Annotated in this window: 15 protein-coding genes and 1 pseudogene; 2 read left to right on the forward strand and 14 right to left on the reverse strand. The window is 53.4% G+C overall.

What is annotated here, in order from left to right; all coding sequences use genetic code 11:
- Positions 1–178: 178 nt before the first annotated feature.
- The 3 genes from CHM34_RS02610 to CHM34_RS02620 all read right to left on the reverse strand — a co-directional run bounded on the left by CHM34_RS02610 (position 179) and on the right by CHM34_RS02620 (position 5,645).
- On the reverse strand, positions 179–1,687 hold the full coding sequence (locus CHM34_RS02610) for a family 10 glycosylhydrolase (protein WP_094262988.1): 1,509 nt from the start codon (positions 1,685–1,687) through the stop codon (positions 179–181).
- A gap of 20 nt (positions 1,688–1,707) precedes the next feature.
- A complete protein-coding gene (gene dacB / locus CHM34_RS02615; protein WP_094262989.1) occupies positions 1,708–4,584 on the reverse strand; it encodes a D-alanyl-D-alanine carboxypeptidase/D-alanyl-D-alanine endopeptidase in 2,877 nt (958 codons plus the stop codon).
- Positions 4,585–4,733: 149 nt separating this feature from the next.
- Positions 4,734–5,645, reverse strand: a complete 912-nt coding sequence (locus tag CHM34_RS02620; protein WP_094262990.1) for a hypothetical protein — start codon at positions 5,643–5,645, stop codon at positions 4,734–4,736.
- 267 nt (positions 5,646–5,912) lie between these two features.
- On the opposite strand from CHM34_RS02620, the gene crcB reads away from it, so the two are divergent.
- On the forward strand, positions 5,913–6,302 hold the full coding sequence (crcB, locus tag CHM34_RS02625; protein WP_094262991.1) for a fluoride efflux transporter CrcB: 390 nt from the start codon (positions 5,913–5,915) through the stop codon (positions 6,300–6,302).
- A gap of 7 nt (positions 6,303–6,309) precedes the next feature.
- Positions 6,310–6,669 carry a fluoride efflux transporter FluC gene (locus CHM34_RS02630; protein WP_094262992.1) on the forward strand — a complete coding sequence of 120 codons (360 nt, stop codon included), beginning with the start codon at positions 6,310–6,312 and terminating at the stop codon, positions 6,667–6,669.
- Positions 6,670–6,981: 312 nt separating this feature from the next.
- Here CHM34_RS02630 and CHM34_RS02635 read toward each other — a convergent pair whose 3' ends face one another.
- The 11 genes and pseudogenes from CHM34_RS02635 to CHM34_RS02685 form a co-directional block, all read right to left on the reverse strand.
- A complete protein-coding gene (locus CHM34_RS02635) occupies positions 6,982–7,401 on the reverse strand; it encodes a DoxX family protein (RefSeq protein WP_094262993.1) in 420 nt (139 codons plus the stop codon).
- Between the two features lie 147 nt (positions 7,402–7,548).
- Positions 7,549–7,734, reverse strand: coding sequence for a hypothetical protein (locus CHM34_RS02640; protein WP_206093734.1), 186 nt, complete (start codon positions 7,732–7,734; stop codon positions 7,549–7,551).
- A gap of 150 nt (positions 7,735–7,884) precedes the next feature.
- Entirely contained in the window at positions 7,885–8,535 is a 651-nt protein-coding gene (locus CHM34_RS02645; RefSeq protein ID WP_240511826.1) for a flavin reductase family protein, read from the reverse strand.
- A gap of 179 nt (positions 8,536–8,714) precedes the next feature.
- Entirely contained in the window at positions 8,715–9,878 is a 1,164-nt protein-coding gene (locus CHM34_RS02650) for a homogentisate 1,2-dioxygenase (RefSeq protein WP_094262995.1), read from the reverse strand.
- Positions 9,879–10,026: 148 nt separating this feature from the next.
- A complete protein-coding gene (gene mobB / locus CHM34_RS02655; RefSeq protein ID WP_094262996.1) occupies positions 10,027–10,536 on the reverse strand; it encodes a molybdopterin-guanine dinucleotide biosynthesis protein B in 510 nt (169 codons plus the stop codon).
- A gap of 109 nt (positions 10,537–10,645) precedes the next feature.
- Positions 10,646–10,810, reverse strand: a complete 165-nt coding sequence (locus CHM34_RS19170; RefSeq protein ID WP_169713549.1) for a hypothetical protein — start codon at positions 10,808–10,810, stop codon at positions 10,646–10,648.
- A 235-nt stretch (positions 10,811–11,045) separates the two neighbouring features.
- Positions 11,046–11,561 carry an adenine phosphoribosyltransferase gene (locus CHM34_RS02665; RefSeq protein WP_094262998.1) on the reverse strand — a complete coding sequence of 172 codons (516 nt, stop codon included), beginning with the start codon at positions 11,559–11,561 and terminating at the stop codon, positions 11,046–11,048.
- Complete coding sequence (gene recJ, locus CHM34_RS02670) at positions 11,534–13,912, reverse strand: single-stranded-DNA-specific exonuclease RecJ (protein ID WP_094262999.1); 2,379 nt, start codon at positions 13,910–13,912, stop codon at positions 11,534–11,536. The genes CHM34_RS02665 and recJ overlap by 28 nt, the downstream gene beginning before the upstream one ends.
- A gap of 74 nt (positions 13,913–13,986) precedes the next feature.
- A complete protein-coding gene (locus CHM34_RS02675) occupies positions 13,987–14,913 on the reverse strand; it encodes a cation diffusion facilitator family transporter (protein WP_094263000.1) in 927 nt (308 codons plus the stop codon).
- Positions 14,914–14,988: 75 nt separating this feature from the next.
- Positions 14,989–17,134 (reverse strand): annotated as a pseudogene (gene secD / locus CHM34_RS02680) (protein translocase subunit SecD).
- 100 nt (positions 17,135–17,234) lie between these two features.
- Positions 17,235–17,531, reverse strand: coding sequence for a post-transcriptional regulator (locus CHM34_RS02685; protein WP_240511827.1), 297 nt, complete (start codon positions 17,529–17,531; stop codon positions 17,235–17,237).
- Positions 17,532–17,686: the final 155 nt, after the last annotated feature.

Here is a 17,686-nt window from a genome sequence, read left to right on the forward strand (position 1 = left end):
GTATATACATATATACGCAGAATCTAGTATACCGGAATGAAACTTTCCTATCAAGATAGATTTTAGAATTTTTCCTTTATTTTAACCCTTAATTTTTTTGCAACAAAAAAAAGGCGGAGATCCGCCTTTCATGAAGAAGAAAAACGATCCTCAAATCGGTCTGCTTCCCCACCAACTATCAGGGACGGATCACATGCAGGTCGGCTTCAGTCACTTGTCCCGACTGGACTCGAATCGATCGGGCGGGCCCATGTCCCTGCCCCTTTTTCATTTTGACGGTATAATGACCCGCAGGCAGATCGGCGACTCCGAAAAAGCCGCTTCCATCTGTTTTCAGCGTATCGATACGGTTTCCTTTCCCCCTCAGCTCGACTGTCGCTCCATCCAAGGGTGTCCCTGCTGAATCCGTCACTCGTCCCATCAGATGCCCTTTGTCCGGATGTTTTTTCCATCCCATCGTTGGCGGTATCGCCGGCTCGGGAAACACCGGCTCCCCATATTCGCTGGATTCTGTCAGCGCCCGGATCAAAGAGTCCCTCGGTTCCCCGTCCTTGTTGGTCTGCGCATAGCTGAACAGGCTGACGCCGGACAGCCGGTTCCCTTCTTCTGACGGGGCTTGAGCCCGGGAGATTTGAGCCAGACTTCCGCTGACGGAATTAAGATAGACACCCGGACCCGCCGCCACGTGACGTTCATAGGAGTGATCCTTCTCCCACTCGATCCACTGGTCGTACCATTTTTTCTGCTCCGGGACATGTTCCCGATCATAATTCATCGGCACCGCCAAGTCGATGATTCCTTCCTTCAACCAACCGTTCCAGTCCTGCATCACTCGGGTATAGGGAGCGGATTGCCGGTATTCCTCTAAAGTGGAAGGCCCTTGTCCCCAGGCGATGACCGCCGCCGATACTTTGACCTCCGGCCGAACAGCAATCGATTCCAGATACACTTTACGCATGAGATAATCCACCTGTTCTCGGCGCCACGCCTTCCATTTTTCATCCTGGGGATCGGGAATGCCGGACTCCCCGGTCTGCATCCGATAACGTTCCAGACTGGTGGGGTTATAACCCCATTCGGGTCCCATATATCGAACGAGATCCAGATGAACCCCGTCAACAGGATATTGCCGGACCACGTTGACATATTGGTCCACTGTATAATCCACCACATCGGGGTGACCCGGATCCAATACGTAGTCCGCACCATGTCGGTCCACTCCGTCCGCCCGTTCCATCAACCAATAGTCTCTCCCCTTTGCGGAGGGACCATGTTGGTTGAATACGTGATTTTCGGCGGCGGGAGGTGTAGCCGAATTCCAGATCGGCAAGGTGGCCAACCAGGCATGAACCTCAATCCGGGGCGATTCTTCATGAGCCTTCTCCAACAAATAGGACAAGGCGTCAAATCCCGTCTGCAGATCCGGGTCCTCGGTCCGGGGTTCCAACGCTTTGTTGAAATATGCGTCCCCCCGTCGGCGTACCTGTACAAAGACCGCGTTGGCATTGGACCGTCGGACGTCTTCCATCAGCTGATCCACTTGCTCCGGGGTTTTAAATCCGTCATGAAACGCATCTACCCAATAGGCTCGGAATTCCTCCTTTGTTTCCCCGGCATGACCCTGGACGGGAACGGCGGAAACCGCCACTAAGACGCAAGCGGCGATCAGGATGACCAAACGCTTCATTTCCCTCTCCCCCTTGATTTTTATCGGGAAAACTCCGCCAGTGCGATACCGATTCGGTTTTGAAGGGCCCGTTCTGATTCCTTGGTGTAACCGTTCATGACGATGGAGTACACCAGTAATTCGCCGTCCCGGTTCCGTACATACCCGGACAAGGAGCTGACATGAGTCAGGGAGCCGGTCTTGCCCCGCAGGTTTCCCTCAGCGGCGCTGTCTTTCATCCGGTATCGCAGAGCGCCGTCCACACCGGCGATAGGCAGAGATTCATAAAAGGCTTTAAAGTGGGATTCATCCCTCTGTTCTGCCAACAAGAAAGCCAACTGATCCGGACTGAACTGATTATACCGAGTCAACCCGGAACCGTCCCTCATCCGATACGGACCCGGCAAACCGATCCGGCGCATATAGCGGTTGACTTCCGCCAATCCCCGTTCTGCGGTTCCCTTGTCTCCGATCTCCACTCCAACGGTTTTCAAGATCATTTCCGCATAAAAGTTGTCACTCACTTTGTTCAGGTACCGTACCGCTTCAGATAAAGGCTCCGACCGATACGTCCTGAATGCTTCCTTGCCCGGGGGAGCCCGACCCTCCCGGACCTCTCCGGAGATCCAGCGGACACCTTCTTTCTCCAACGCCTCTTTCAGGACCGTTCCAGTATACCGATGGGGATCCTCCACAGGTACCCGAGTGTAGTCTCCTTTGAAGTCCAGAGGAAGGCTCCCTGTCAGCCGGATTGTGTTGGTCCCGCGATCCCTTCGGATTTTCACGGTGTTTTTGGAGCCGGCGGGACCTGTCACCACCTCATCGATCACTTGGACATAATCCGTTTTCGGTGTCAGCGACAAACGGATCGGATCCCCCACTTTCTCGCCGGGAAGATAATCGAAGCGGACGGTTCCCCGGTTGACGGACAAGGCGGTAATCTGCGGCTGGTAATAGTCACTTTCGTTGTCCCAGGCCCACCCCTCACCGTAAACAGCATCGGAAAAATCGGAAGCATCCACGCGGATGTCCCCTCGGATCTTGCGGATACCGTGCTGTTTCAGATCCTTTGCTATCTTTTCAATCGTGGGACCCTCTTGGACCTGCAAAGAGCCTTCTGTGGCCAAAGTCGGGTCTCCGTGACCCTCGATGACCACATCCCCCATCAAGACACCCCCGTGAACCGGCCCGGTCAGGTAGATATCCGTTTCAAATCGATAATCCGGCCCCAGAGCGTTAAGAGCCGTACTGGAAGTGAACAGCTTCGTGTTGGAGGCCGGCGTCATCCGCGCATAGGGGTTTCTCTCATACAGCGCCTCACCGGTCTCCGCCGAACGAACCACCATTCCGTGTAAAATCCCCCGGAATGCGGGATCGTTCAGAATCGGATCCAGCTTGTCCGAAAGGGGGTACTTCTTTTTCTCCGGCGGACTGCCGGGATCCGGCAGTTCCGGATAGGAGGCCAACGCCGCTCCGATACGGTCTTCCAAAGCCTTTGCCTGTCTCTGTTCCTCCGCTCCGTTGACCATGACAGAGAAAGCGAGCCGTTCACCGGATCGGCTTTTCACCGTTCCCGTCAGACTACTCACTCCTTTGGCGGAGCCACTCACCCCCCGCAGGTTGTTTACGGCGGGAGTCCCTTTCATCCGTTCCTTAAGCGGACCCTCCTCTCCTGCGGTATGGAACAAGGAAAAGAAACGCTCCTTCTCACTGCTTTCATCCATCTCAGCCAACAGACCGACCAGTTGATGAGGGGACATGACGCTCATTCGGGAATAACCGGATCCATCCTTGGGACGAAATGTTTCGTCCACACCAACCCGTTCCCGGGCAAACGAACGCAGAACGTCAATTCCCTCATCATCGCTCCCTTCTCTGCCGATCCGGGCACCCAGCTGCTTGAGCAACATTTCGCCATATAGATGATCCTCCCGCTTCACCATGTGACGCAACAGCTTGTCCACTTTTGGTGAAGATGAGGAGGCGACGCGTTTCGCCTGTTCATCCACTTTTCCGGAAACCACCCGTGACCGGGGATGAAAGCAAACCCCCTCTTCCTCCAACAACACCTTCAGTACAACTCCCGTAAAACGCCCCGGATCATCAATCGTCCGTTGCCGACTGATACCCGGATGATCCGCACCGATCGTTCCCGTAACCCGGATTTTGTTTTCAGCCCGGGTTCGGGTCACCTCCATCGCTTCGGATTTCCCCGCCACTGTACGGGCCCGGTTTTCCACTTCTACATAATCCGGTGCCGGAAAAACAGTCACCCTGGGCTCTTCTTTCCGAGCACCGGGGGTCACTTTCACCGTCACCGTATTTCCGTTGACGGATAAAGCTCCATTTTGAGCGCTGGAAGGATAGGGTTCCTGATCCCACATCCAACTGATCCCCAGGCGGGAGCGATCAAAATAAGAGTCATCCACGATCAGATCGCCGGAAACGCGCCGAATTCCCCGATCGGCCACGGCTCGCGCCAGCCTTTTCAACCTTCGTACCGTCAACGCCGGATCCCCGTATCCTTTGACAGACACATCCCCTTCCAAAACACCTCCCGGAGTGACAGACCCATCGAGATAAAGCTCCGTCGACAACCGCAAATCGGCAGGAAGATACTCCATAGCCGCCGCACTCACCCACAGCCCGGAGACCGCATCCGGAACAAAGGTCTTCTGTCCGTGATAGGATGCCAAGACTCGATCATCTTCCAGAGAAGCGACTTCATATCCGACAGCCATTCCTTTTGTACCGGGATCTTCCTTCAAGTCCTCCACATAGTGACGCAGGGTTCGTTCCAGGAGCTCGTCCGGATCGGTATCGGCGGATGCTCCCGCCGGCATTTGAATTCCCGCCGCCGCCAAGGCAAGGATGATCAGAAAAACCGCCATCCGCCGAACCGACTCGATCACCTTCACACTCACCCCTCCTCAACCTTGATATGTTTATCGTATCAAGATCGGAACGAATTTTTTGCCGATTCTCGTCGATTATGTTAAAAAATTTTGAATCAACAAAAAACCGATCTGGAATCGTCTCCGGGGATCCCAGACCGGTTGAACCTATTTTATCCGATTCGCCGAAAACCACCTCGAGCGGATCCGTTCCCCCTTCCGACGATCGTCGCCTCCGGCATCTCGATCCTGCGCCGATCCAACCAAACATCAGGCGCGTAAAAACTGTATCGCCTTCCGCCCATATCCTCGCAATAAACCACTCGTCCGGTCTGCGGTCGTACCAGGGAAGCGCTCACCGCCAATGAATCGTGACCCGCCCGATCCAGCACCACATCAAATCTTCCGGCGTGAGAGTCTCCTACTCCCTCCAGAACACCGTGCAAAGCGGCAACAAAGGGTTGGACCGTCCTTTCCTGAAATAACCGAACCGCCTCCCGAAACTCTTCCTTCTTGACATCGGGATCCGGGAGATAAGGCATCGCCGGCGGCCAGTCAAACCGGTTCCCGTTCCGGTGGACCTCCTCCAAGCTGATGGCTCCTGTGATCGCTCCTCCCCACCGGGAATCGATGCAGTGTTTTTGTTTATCATTATAGGTGGCTACCACCAACCGCCCGCCGGATTGCAGTCCCGTCTCGATCATTTCCTCTCCGACCGGATCCTCCAAACCTTCTCGAACACCGTAAAAGATCAGAAGCGATTCTCCCCGGCTAAATCCCGCCCGATTCAACATCTCCCAGGGGGTTCGCTGCCCCTCTTTTCCGACAAACGTGAAATGCGCCCCGTTTAAATCTCCTTGCAGAGTGAGGGTTCCACCCTTTTGCAACATCTGAAAACAGCGGGGAAATTCCCGCTCCCCCTCACGACATACGATCTGATGCGGCAGTTCGCCTCCGTTTTTTCTCCTATAATCCTCCAACAAAACGCGGCCCATCTCTTCCCACCTTCTCCAACGGGACGGATCATTGGGAACCTTGGTATACACCCCGCGATAGCGCAGACTGTTTTGATTCGGCATCTCCATGGTTCTCATCTCCTGATCTCGGAAATTTCACCTGCCGCCTCTTGCAAGCGGAAGGACTGTTTTAATTTGTAATATAACAGTTTATTCATTTTTCTGTTGTGTTATATAATACACGCATACAGACCCGATGACAAGGCTTTTATCACGAAAAGATCGGAAAACTTTCTCCCTTGTTAGGAGCCGGTTGACTTCAAATGGAGGGTCGGCTAGACTGAAAGCCGTACAATCGCGATTCTTTCACTCTTTTCGACAAATGAGGGAGAGATCATGAACTACCTGGCTGTCGGTGTCGCCGGAATGGTCGGCGCTTTGCTCCGATATGCCATCGGCCTCCTGTTTCTCCCCGACCGTCCAGTGCACGAAGTTACCTTTCCCTTCGGCACTTGGATCGCCAACGGGATCGGCTGTTTCGCTCTCGGATGGTTTCAAACGCGGGTGTTTTCCGGTCTTTCATCGGTATGGCGCACCGCCATCGGTACGGGACTGATCGGGTCTTTCACGACATTCTCCACATTCAGTGTGGAAACGGTACAGCTCCTTCAAAGCGGAAACCCGGAGATGGCGGCGATTTATCTCCTGCTCAGCCTTTGGGGCGGACTATTTCTCGCCTGGGCCGGCGGACGAATCGGCCGTATCCAAGCGAAGAGAGCGGGGTGAATCGCCTATGACCCTTTCCATTCTGTGGGTCGCTATCGGTGGATTCCTGGGAGCTGTAGCCCGTTATGCGGTGAGCCGGCGGATACCATTCCGGAAAGGGAGGCTTCCCTGGGGAACGTTCACTGTAAATGGGATGGGTTCCCTTTGCCTCGGGTGGATCATCGGTTCAGCCGCTCCCCCGAACTTCCTGTTGTTTGCCGGAACCGGATTCATGGGATCTTTTACGACCTTTTCCACTCTCAACCGGGAAGCCATCCTCCTGAAACAGGAAAATGAATGGACGCCCATGCTTCTCTATCTGGGGATCACCTATGGAGCAGGAATTCCGCTGGCTTGGCTCGGATATTGGGCGGGGTCGACCGGGTAAGGACAGCCTGAACAAACGGTCTTCTTCACACGACGAAAACCGCTTTGTAGGAACCGTCTTGGCATATAAAAAATGGAGCGCCCGATCACCGGGTCGCTCCATTTTTTTATTCCCGCTTGATTCCTACTGCCCCTTCAGGCAACTTTGATCCCTTGCTGGGGGTGGTCGGGCTGGCAAGCCGTCTCCGATCTCTTGCAAAAAACGCATAGGGAGACCGGGGAGCGGAGCGACCTTAGCGAGACTTGTACTCCCCTGAGTGTAAAGGATCTACGCCGGTCTACCGCCCTCCCAACTTGGTTACCCGATGGGGCACTAGACATTTCCGTTCCCAGCTTTACGCTTGGAAATCCATTGATCGAGAGAATACAGTTTGTTTCCATTAAGAGCCAGGTATACAGTCATGGCTAACAAAGCCAGATCAAACTCATAGCCTGTTTGTTGACCATTGCCTAAAAAGCCGGCCGCCAGCTTTACCTTCAAAATCGCCCCAGCCATTAACAAAGCAAATAACACGGAAAAAATCCGTATTCCGAGGCCAACGATTAAAGCAACTCCGCCAATGGTTTCAAGTAAGGCGACTGCATACGCCATAAACCCCGGCAAACCGATGCTACTAAACCAACCTGCTGTATTCTCGATTCCATCCTGGAATTTAACGACACCATGTACTAGAAAGATAACCCCTAAAACCACACGTAAAATCAGTGCACCGATTTCATGTTTCATCTCCATGATACCAACCCTCCATTTTTTTGCTTTTTTGTTAACTTCATCGAATAGAAGGTATTCCTATCTAACCTTATGAGGAGGGTCAGTGTCAATATAAAAATCCGTTTAAAGTTGCTTGAAGGGGGATTCGTAACGTTTAACCGGGATCTTCTACATCAACCGAGGAGCTTTGTCTCCAAACCCGGGTTTCCGGGCGATCAGGACTCTGGCCGCGTGTCGGTGGGGAATGCCGCTGGAAGAACCATCGAAAATAAACTCGTAGCTGTCCAATGTTTCCCAATCTCCGTAATAACTCTGAAGTTCCTCCCGATCATAAAGATATTCATTCCCCCCCAATCCGGCGCCTGCTTCACCTCCGGGTGATCCACAAAGGCGAACAGAACATGCACCCCTCCGGAACGGGTTCGATCTTTGTGATCAAAAAGGACTCAGCCGATTTGATTCCACACAAATCCCCCCCTGACACCATTTCAGGGGGGCTGAGTTTCAAAACTTGCCTTTTTCCTTTTTCTCCTTCCACTCGTCCAAGCTCAACCGGGGCATGGAAAAGGTTTCTCCCAGTTTGCCGTAGGCCGTTCCCGCCAGGCGCCCCACAGGATTCAGGCCGACGGTATCGATCCGGCCGCTTTCGTATAATGCATCCTCGACATGAAACAGGACCACTTCCCCGATGATCACATCGGCATCCGGAGATTCCGGCGTACCGCCCATAGGCAGGATCTGCCGCAGCCGGCACTCCATCTGGACCTTCGATTGAACAATGCGCGGGGGGTGGACATGGACACTGTCCGCCAAATCGAAACCGACCGCCTCCGCCTCGCTTACATCAGGGGGGAACTCCGTAGACGTTTGGTTGACCATGGAGACATTATCCCCATCCACCACATGAACGACATATTCCTTCGTTTCCGCAATGTTGCGGGCGGTATCCTTCGGCACTCCGCCGGGCTTTCGCATACAACTGACACTAAGCATCGGCGGATCCACACTGACCACCGTAAAAAAACTGAAAGGGGCCGCATTGACAACCCCGTTTTTATCCATCGATGTTACGAATGCGATCGGTCGCGGGAGAACCCCGCCGATCAGCAACTTGTAGTTGGCTTTTTTCGCTTGATCCCTAGGGTCGATTTGCAAATGAATCATCCTTTGGCTAAGTTGTCTTTGATCCAGCTGATCTGCTAGAAGCCTTGTGATTGAGCACGTCCTTGGTGGGCCGGGGTGGGGGTCCACACTCCGTTTCGTTGTTCTGACGAGCCAAAGGCACTCCGTGTGGAACCCCACCCTCCCGAACAGGGGACTTTTTCACAACGCTTCTAGGATTTCGACGGTAACCAACTGTAGATATAGTCGGGGTCCTCCATTTCCAAAGCCGCCTGGGTGACATGAAGAGGACGGAAGGTATCCACCATCACCGCCAACTCCTCCGTCCCCTTCTTTCCGATGCTGGCCTCCGCCTTGCCCGGATGGGGCCCGTGGGGCAAACCGCTGGGATGGAGGGTGATGGAACCTTCCCGCACCCCTTTGCGGCTCATGAAATTCCCGTCGACATAATATAACACTTCGTCACTGTCAACATTGCTGTGATAGTAAGGGGCCGGAATCGACTCCGGATGGTAGTCATAGAGCCGAGGGACGAAAGAGCAAACGACGAAATTGGGTCCGGCAAAAGTCTGGTGAACCGGCGGCGGTTGATGGATCCTGCCTGTAATCGGTTCAAAATCATCCACATTAAAAATCCAAGGGTACAAATATCCGTCCCAACCAACCACATCAAAAGGGTGGAAGTCGTAGGTATAAGCGTTTAACTGATCGCGGGCCTTCACCCTGACTTCGAAAGCCCCTTCCTCCACCCGCGTGTCCAGACGTTCCGGTACTCGAATATCACGCTCGCAATAAGGACTGTGTTCCATCAATTGACCGAACTCATTCCGATACCGTTTCGGCGGAGTGATCTCTCCGTAGGATTCGATAATCAAAAATCGGGTTCGCTCGCTCTTCATTTCAATCCGGTAGGTCGTCCCTACCGGGATCACGATATAATCCCCGGGTCGGTAAGAAAGGGTCCCGAAGACGGTTTGCAGCTCCCCTTCCCCTTCATGGACGAATAAAATCTCATCCCCGTCACTGTTGCGGAAGAAATAATCCATCGGTTCCACAGGATTGGCGACACCGAGGGCGACATCCTCGTTCACCAACAGATGAACCCGACCATCGATGGGATCTTTCCCCGCCGGGGCCTGAAAAGTCTGCAAATGGCGATGACGATTGGGTCCCGGTTCTTCCAGAGAAGCCTTCCAATCCCGCACTTTTTCCACCCGGCTGACTTGCGTAGGAGGATAATGGTGATAAAGGATCGATTCAATTCCGGAAAAACCTTTCGTCCCCATTACCTCTTCCCGATACAGGGTGCCATCCTCTTTTTTAAACTGGATATGCCGTTTATGCGGAATCTTTCCCAATCGATGATAAAAAGGCATGAAACCTCCCCCTCAAGTGCTGTCTTTTCAAACGGAGTACAACACGTTTAAACACATTGTAGCAAAACTCCAAATCATCTTTCACTAACAGGCACTAAAGGGGTGAAACGTTACAGAACTTCTGAACAAACATCAAGAAGAAAGACTGTTACAAAGACGGAGAATCTGAGAAAAGGCGAAAAACTTCACACGCCACCCCTTTCACATCTTCATGATGGTAGCAGGTATAACCGATTCCCTCAATCCGATCCCGACTCACCACAGCCCGGATGTTGGAAAGCTCCCGAAGCAACGGCCATTCCGCAGACTCACGGATCAACACCAATTTCGGGTACGGCTTCTTTTTGTATCCTTCCACCAAAACTCCGTCCATTCCTTGGTAGTGGGTCAACAACTGCTCCAACGTCGCCGGTTCCCGATAAATCACCGCCGATTGATTCTCGGCGGTGATGGAAACGATTCGCGCTCCGCTTTCCCGATGCCGCCAGGTATCCTTCCCCGGTTGATCCATTTCCAACGATTTGGAATGATGTTTGATCGTTCCTACCTCCAATCCCCGGGTGGACAGCTGGGCAATCACCCCGGCGATCAATGTCGTTTTCCCGACGCCGGAAAATCCCACAAATTGAACAACGGGAGGCAACGTACCGTCGGCCATTTCAACCACCTCTCTTTTCAGGTTTCCCCTCACAAAAAGGATCCGGCACGCGGGACCGGACACTTTATCTTATCACCGATTCAATTGTTTACAGGTGATTCGGTCACTTTTACAATCCGCTGATCAGACCCAGCTTGAGCAATACAGCATAACTGATTACCAGCGCCATCCACAATCCCAAACCCGTCATAGCGAAACCCGGTTCAGGCTCTTCCAGATTTTCTACATCCTCCGGCAAAAAATCTTCGTAGTGTTGATTCTTCATCGACTCCACAACGGACCAACCTCCTTCCCTTTCCCGCAAGAGGATCCCTTTACAAGAGGGTTCATCCGACCGACATCTCGAGTCCTGAGACCATGGCATTCTCTTTATATGAAGTATTCTGTATAAACTTCCGCGATCCTCCCATTCATCCATTTCGATCAAGGTTTATTTTTCTGTCGAATTTCAAAGAGCCTCACCAAGAAAAAAAGCCGAAGCTTCAACGCCTCGGCTTTCCCGATTGCCCTCAGTATTGAACCAGTGTAAAGATATCATCCAAATCTTTCAGCTGATCTCTGCCGTTCAGGTAAGTCAATTCGATCACAAAAGCCGCTCCAACCACTTCCCCTTGGAGCTGTCGCACCAGATCCAACGTCGTCCGGATGGTTCCCCCGGTAGCGAGCAAATCATCCACTACCATCACCCTTTGACCCGGATGGATCGCATCCTTGTGGATCGCCAGACGATCCTTTCCATACTCCAGCGTATAACCCGCTTCCACGGTTTCAGCGGGTAACTTGCCTGCCTTGCGCACCGGGATAAAACCAATGCCGAGAGCATAGGCCAAGGGGGTTCCGACAACGAAGCCTCGCGCTTCGGGTCCGACGATCAAATCGATCTCTTTATCCTTGACCTGTTCCGCCATCGTGTCGATGGCGGCATGAAAGGCCCGGCCGTCCTTCAAGAGAGTGGTGACATCCTTAAATCGCACTCCCGGTTGAGGGAAGTCCTGAATTACCCTGATTTTTTCTTTAAAGTCCATTCTGCCGCTCCTCCTAAATTCAATTCGGATGAAATGACCGAAGAAACATAAGTGCACAAATCCCGGTATGAAGAGTACACAAACACCTGCTGCAATTGTTCCCGATCCCGTTGGGTACGGAGCAGACGGGATTCCGAAAGAGGACGTTTTTCCGCTTCGGCAACAATCTCCAGTCTGCCCCCGTTCGCGGTGACAAAACCCAGTTCCCTGAACACTTCGAGCATAAATTGAATCCATCGTTGGGACAGACCGGTCCAACGCGACACTTTTGCCAGATCCCTCTGCGGATCCATACCCTTGCAACCCAACAAACAGCTATAGAGCCGCTTAAACTGGTCCCGGTCGGGAGTCCGGGATAACCCTCCCTCCAATTCAGCATCTCCGAATGCGAAATAGATCCGTTCCACACAGGAACACCTTTGCAACCACCATCGGAAAAGCTCCTCGGAAGCGGGAAGATCAACCAGGACCATTCGACGGACGGATTCCGGATTCAGCGGGGACTCCACCTCCGGCCAGCGTCGAAACAAAGCTTTTTTTTCCGTCCAAAAACCGGCGGGATCCCGTTCCCCGGAAATGAGAAAGAGCGTTTCACCATCGGCTAAGCGCCGGAAGCGGCTGCTTTTATCCCGGTTGCTTCGCCAATCGAAAATCTGTACATGGGGCACACAAATGTCGCGGATCAGCAATTGCGGAGCCCGTCGGTTGTTCCATTCGTTGACGGCCAATTCACCCAGTAACTCCAAGCGGGCCGCCGGAGCGATTTCCTCGGCCAATTCTCCCTGTCGAAAACCGATTGCGTCCAAATAATGCCCGTCATCTTCCAGCTTTAGTTTCAGATGGTTTTTGTCCCGACCGATTCGTTGCAACTTGCTCAGTGCGGCCCCGCTCACCCGGAAGCGCGGTGTCGGGTTTCCCACACCGTAGGGAGCCAGCCGGTCCAATTCCTCGATCAGATCAAGCTGGACCTCATCCAAGGTCAACTCCGCATCGACCCGGGACAAAGGGATATAATCCTCTTCCCTCAACCACTCCTTCGCCAACTCATCCAGCCGACGATGCAGTTCCTGAAGATTTTCCTCAGGCAGACTCATTCCTGCCGCCATCCGGTGCCCGCCGAAATGAGGAAGCAGATCGGCACACCGGGTGAGAGCCTGATACATATCCAACCCGTCGATGCTCCGGGCGGATCCTTTGGCCATCCCCGTCTCCTCATCGATTCCCAGCACGATCGTGGGCCGGTAGTACTTCTCCACCAGGCGGGAGGCGACGATCCCGATAACACCCACGTTCCATCCGGGAGCCGCTACAACGATAAATCGGCGATGGGCTTCAGGATCGGCCTCCACCATCGCCGAGGCTTCTTCGGCAATGTTTTCCACCAATTTCTGCCGCTCCCGGTTCATCCGATCCAATTCTTCAGCGATCATCCGGGCTTCATCCTCATCCTCGGTTAAAAGGAGGTCCACGGCACGGACCGCCGAGTCCAACCGCCCGCTGGCATTGATCCGGGGGCCGAGGGAAAAGCCGACATGACCCGCACTCACTTCTCCGTCGACCCCTGACACTTCCATCAGTGCCGCCAGACCGGTCTGTTGTCTGCGGTTCATCCGTTCCAATCCCAGAGAAGCAATCACCCGGTTTTCATCCACCAGGGGAACCAGGTCAGCGATGGTACCTAAAGCCGCTATTTCCAACAGTTCCTCCGGCACTCTGCCCAGGAGCGCATGCGCCAGTTTCAGAGCGACACCGACTCCCGCCAACATATCGAAGGGATAGGAGCAACCCGGCTTTTTCGGATTGATTACAGCCAAGGCTTCAGGTAGGATCTCCGGGGGTTCATGGTGGTCGGTGATGATCAGATCCAGCCCCAGCTCCCGACAGTGCTCCGCTTCTTGGACAGCGCTGATCCCGGTATCGACGGAAATGACCAGGTCAACACCGGATTCCTTCGCCTGTGTAAGAGCCTCCCGGTTCAGTCCGTAACCTTCGGTGAACCGGTTCGGTATGTAATAGTCAACGTTCGCTTCCAGGAGGCGAAAAGTTTTTATGATCAGGCCGGTACTGCTTACTCCATCAGCGTCATAGTCTCCGTAGATCCGGATTTTTTCCCGACTTTCCAAAGCCCGCCGAATCCGCTGTACCGCTTGTTCCATACCATCCAGCAGAAACGGGTCGTACAGCTCTGAAACACGGACATGCAAAAAACGACGGGCTCTCTCCGGGTCGTCGATTCCCCGGTTGATCAACAGCTGGGCGATCAGAGGGGACACTCCCAACTGGTCCGCCAAATCCCGGTTTCGGGAGGGATCCGTATCGACGGCTCCCCACCGCATCTTCGATTGCAACATGCGGAAGATCACCTCGCTTTGCCGATTTTCATTATAGCATAATCAGCGTTCCCAACAGTAACAGGGAAGGGATATCATCCGTCCCTTCCCTGTTCGGCATCTTCATCCTTCTCTTCGTAGTCGGGATTGACATGGACCAGTACACCCAACACATGGTCATAAGTATGAATCAAAGTCTCTTTTACCCGCTTGCCGATCCGATGTCCCGCCGCTACAGAAATGTCCGGATCCACCGCCACCTTGACATCGACGATGACATAAAACCCATGCTCCCGAGCGTGCAGTTCGTCCACCCGCCGCACACCGGCCACCCCGGCAGCCGCCTTCACCAATTCCGCTGCGTCCTCCTCATGAAGCACATGGTCCAATGTCGAATGAATCGATTCCTTCGCCAGACTGTAAGCCATCTTCAAAACCAACAGAGAGACGAACACACCGGCGGCGGCATCCAAATAAACCAGAGCGGAAATACCGAAGAGGTCGCCGAGTACCGCTCCCCCGATCCCGATCAGGGCGGCCAGAGATGAGTAGACATCGGATCGATGTTCCCAGGCATTGGCGACCACTGCCTGACTGCCGATCCGTTTACCCAGCCGGTATTTGTACTGAAACATTCCTTCCTTGGCCAGCATCGACACAAAGGCGGCGAGTACAGCCATCCACCCGGGCACTTTCACCCCGGTAAAAAAGGCTTCCACTGAACTGTACCCGATTTCCAAGCCGACCACGCCCAGCAGTACCGATACGATAATAGCGGCGATGGACTCCGCCTTCCCATGTCCATAGGGATGATCCTCATCCGGCGGGGTTCGGGCGACCCGGATTCCGATGAGAACGGCCAAGGAACCGACCACATCGGAGGCGGAATGAACCGCATCCGCCACCAGAGCTCGGCTGTTGGCCATTAGACCGATAACTCCTTTCATAACCGCCAGCAACAAATTACCGGCAATTCCCACCCAAGCGGCGGTCTCTGCTTGGTGCAGTTGATCCGAATTCATAGCCTTCCTCCGAAAAGACGAGCCGCGGGAAACCCGCGGCCGATCTCATTTTAGACTGTACCTATCTATCATTCTCTATTCAGCGGGATTCGCCTTCAATCGCTCTCTTCTCCGTTCCATCGACCGCCATTTCCATACCACCCAAACCTGGCTCGCCAAGAAAATGGAAGAATAGGCTCCCGAAAACAGACCCAACAGCAGAGCGAGGGAGAAATTGCGAATGCTCTCGCCACCGAAAAAATACAGAGCCGCGGCGGCAAAGATCACCGTCAATGCGGTATTGATCGAACGAATAAGCGTCTGGTGAATACTTTCGTTCACCGTTCGAGACAATTCCTCAAAACTTTTGGGTCGATAAGCCTTCAGATTTTCCCGGATCCGGTCAAAAATCACGATGGTATCGTTAACCGAATAACCGACAATGGTCAGGATCGCCGCGATAAAGACCAGATCCACCTCCACCCGGAAAAGAGAGAAGATACAGATCACAAACAACGCATCGTATAACAGGGCCAGCACGGCGGCGACGGCAAAACGGTATTCAAACCGAATCGTTACGTACAGAATGATCCCAAGGGAAGCGATCGCAACGGAAATCATGGCATTTCTCGCCAACTCCCGCCCCACGATCGGGGAGACTTTCTGTTCGTTGACACCCACCTGCTTTCCATACTCCTTGCGGAATGTGTCCCGGATTTCGTTTACCTTGTCCGGTTGAAGGACCTGAGACGTACGGAAAATCAACATCTCATCCTCAGAACCGGCTTTCCGGGTATTGGGATCGGCATAACCCAACTTTTCCAGAAGAGCGTTGGCTTCTTGCCGATCATAAGCCTTTCCGATGTTGATATCCACCCGGGTTCCGCTGACGAAATCAATCCCCAGGTTGAGTCCCTGGATCAGCAGGGAAGCGGCGGAGAGCAACACGACGGCGGCGGAGATGAGAAACCAAATCTTGCGGTGTTTAACGAAATCCAATTTATAATTCACCGATCTCATCCTCCTTCACACCGAACCAGCCTGGACGCTTCAACAAGTTGGACCGGACCAACAGGTTCATCAGGAAGCGTGACAGGGCGACCGCTGTCAAAAAGCTGACCACGATTCCGACGATCAAGGAGACGGCAAATCCTCGAACCCCGGAGGTGCCGAAGTAAAACAGAACAGCCGCGCCGATCACCGTCGTGACATTGGCGTCGAAAATGGTCAAAAAAGACCGGCGGGAACCGGAACGGTTCGCCGAAGGCACGGTTTTGCCGAGACGAATTTCATCCTTGATCCGCTCATACATGATGATATTGGCATCTACCGCTACTCCCAATCCCAGGATGAATGCCGCAATTCCCGGCAATGTCAGTGTCACTCCCAGGAGGGAAAAGGTGAGAAGCACCAGATAACCGTAGGTGACCAAAGTGATTACCGCCACCAACCCCGGCAGTCGGTAATACCCGATCATGAACAGGAAGATAAATCCGATGGCATAAAGACCCGCCACCAGGCTTTCCTGCAGCGACTTTGCTCCGAGACTGGCGTCCACTGCGTTGCTGTGAATCTCCTTCAGTTTAACGGGAAGCGAGCCGGCGTTGAGAAGTTCCGCCAGTTCCTTCGCTTCTTCCACGGTGAAATTGCCCGAGATAATCGCTTCTCCGTTGGGAATCGGTTCGTTGATCACCGGTGCGCTCAATTGGTTGTCGTCCAAGTAAATGGGCATCGGCTGCCCTATGTATTCTTGGGTTAATTGGTGAAACTTTTTGGCGTCCTTAAACTTGACCGTGACAGCGGGTTGACCGTTCTGATCGAAATCCTGCTTGGCACCGCCTTCTACCAAGTCCGCCCCCCGCATCAGTTTCTCCTCTCCGGAAGGGTCCCGAAAAGTGAGTACGGCGGGTTTCCCCAGGATTTCACGAGCCTTTTCCGGATCTTTCACACCGGCCAGAGAAACGCGAAGTCGGTTCTCGCCTTCAATCGATATCTCCGGCTCCCTTACCCCCAAGACGTCAATTCGTTGACTGACCGCCTGTGCGGCATTGGCCATTACACCTGATGTGATATCCTGTCCTTTTTCCAGAGGCTGCGCTTCATATAACACTTCAAAACCGCCTTGCAAATCCAGCCCCAGCGTTATATCCTCCCATACGCTTTGGCTGGTAAAGCCCACGGTGGAAAAGATGACTACCACCAGCAAGGCAAAGAGAACGATTCTTCCCTTGCGAACCCTCATGCTGACGCTCCTCCTTCGTATCCGAGACAACCAGTCCCATTATCCCAACTCCCGATCGGCATGTCAATTTATGCCGCCCGCCGACAAAAACCCCGGGACGTCAACGTTCTCCCGGGGTTTTATAGACGCTGACCATCAGCCAATTCATGAAGCGGGTCGCCTTTAGGGACAAAATGTCGTTGACCAGTCGATTGAGACGAGGCCAACCCCGGCGATAATTCTCGGAGACACAGGCCCATACCTGTTCGCCGGTGACGTTTTCGTATCCGTAATAGCGGAATTCCTCCGCCTTGCTATTGCACAAGTCTTCAATACACTGCATCAGATCCGATTCGCTCAGCAACTCCGGTGATGCTTTTCTGGATCGACCGACCGGTTTCAGGGATTGTTTCGCCAATCCATCTCCCTCCTCAGAGATTTCCGTCCCTCATCCGATTTTTTTATACTCTTTTTCATTATAACTTCTTTCACCCCGATTGGAATACCTGCTTTAAATTCAATCGATCTTTTAGTCATCAGAAAAAGGGACAAGCGCATATGTTGATACCACAA

The organism is Paludifilum halophilum (genome assembly GCF_002245355.1).
GTDB lineage: Bacteria > Bacillota > Bacilli > Thermoactinomycetales > DSM-45169 > Paludifilum > Paludifilum halophilum.

Coding starts and splice junctions, on each gene's coding strand:
- CHM34_RS02610 (WP_094262988.1), bottom strand. CDS start 1,687: ATGAAGCGTTTGGTCATCCTGATCGCCGCTTGCGTCTTAGTGGCGGTT.
- CHM34_RS02620 (WP_094262990.1), bottom strand. CDS start 5,645: ATGGAGATGCCGAATCAAAACAGTCTGCGCTATCGCGGGGTGTATACC.
- crcB (WP_094262991.1), top strand. CDS start 5,913: ATGAACTACCTGGCTGTCGGTGTCGCCGGAATGGTCGGCGCTTTGCTC.
- CHM34_RS02630 (WP_094262992.1), top strand. CDS start 6,310: ATGACCCTTTCCATTCTGTGGGTCGCTATCGGTGGATTCCTGGGAGCT.
- CHM34_RS02635 (WP_094262993.1), bottom strand. CDS start 7,401: ATGGAGATGAAACATGAAATCGGTGCACTGATTTTACGTGTGGTTTTA.
- CHM34_RS02650 (WP_094262995.1), bottom strand. CDS start 9,878: ATGCCTTTTTATCATCGATTGGGAAAGATTCCGCATAAACGGCATATC.
- mobB (WP_094262996.1), bottom strand. CDS start 10,536: ATGGCCGACGGTACGTTGCCTCCCGTTGTTCAATTTGTGGGATTTTCC.
- CHM34_RS02665 (WP_094262998.1), bottom strand. CDS start 11,561: ATGGACTTTAAAGAAAAAATCAGGGTAATTCAGGACTTCCCTCAACCG.
- recJ (WP_094262999.1), bottom strand. CDS start 13,912: ATGTTGCAATCGAAGATGCGGTGGGGAGCCGTCGATACGGATCCCTCC.
- CHM34_RS02675 (WP_094263000.1), bottom strand. CDS start 14,913: ATGAATTCGGATCAACTGCACCAAGCAGAGACCGCCGCTTGGGTGGGA.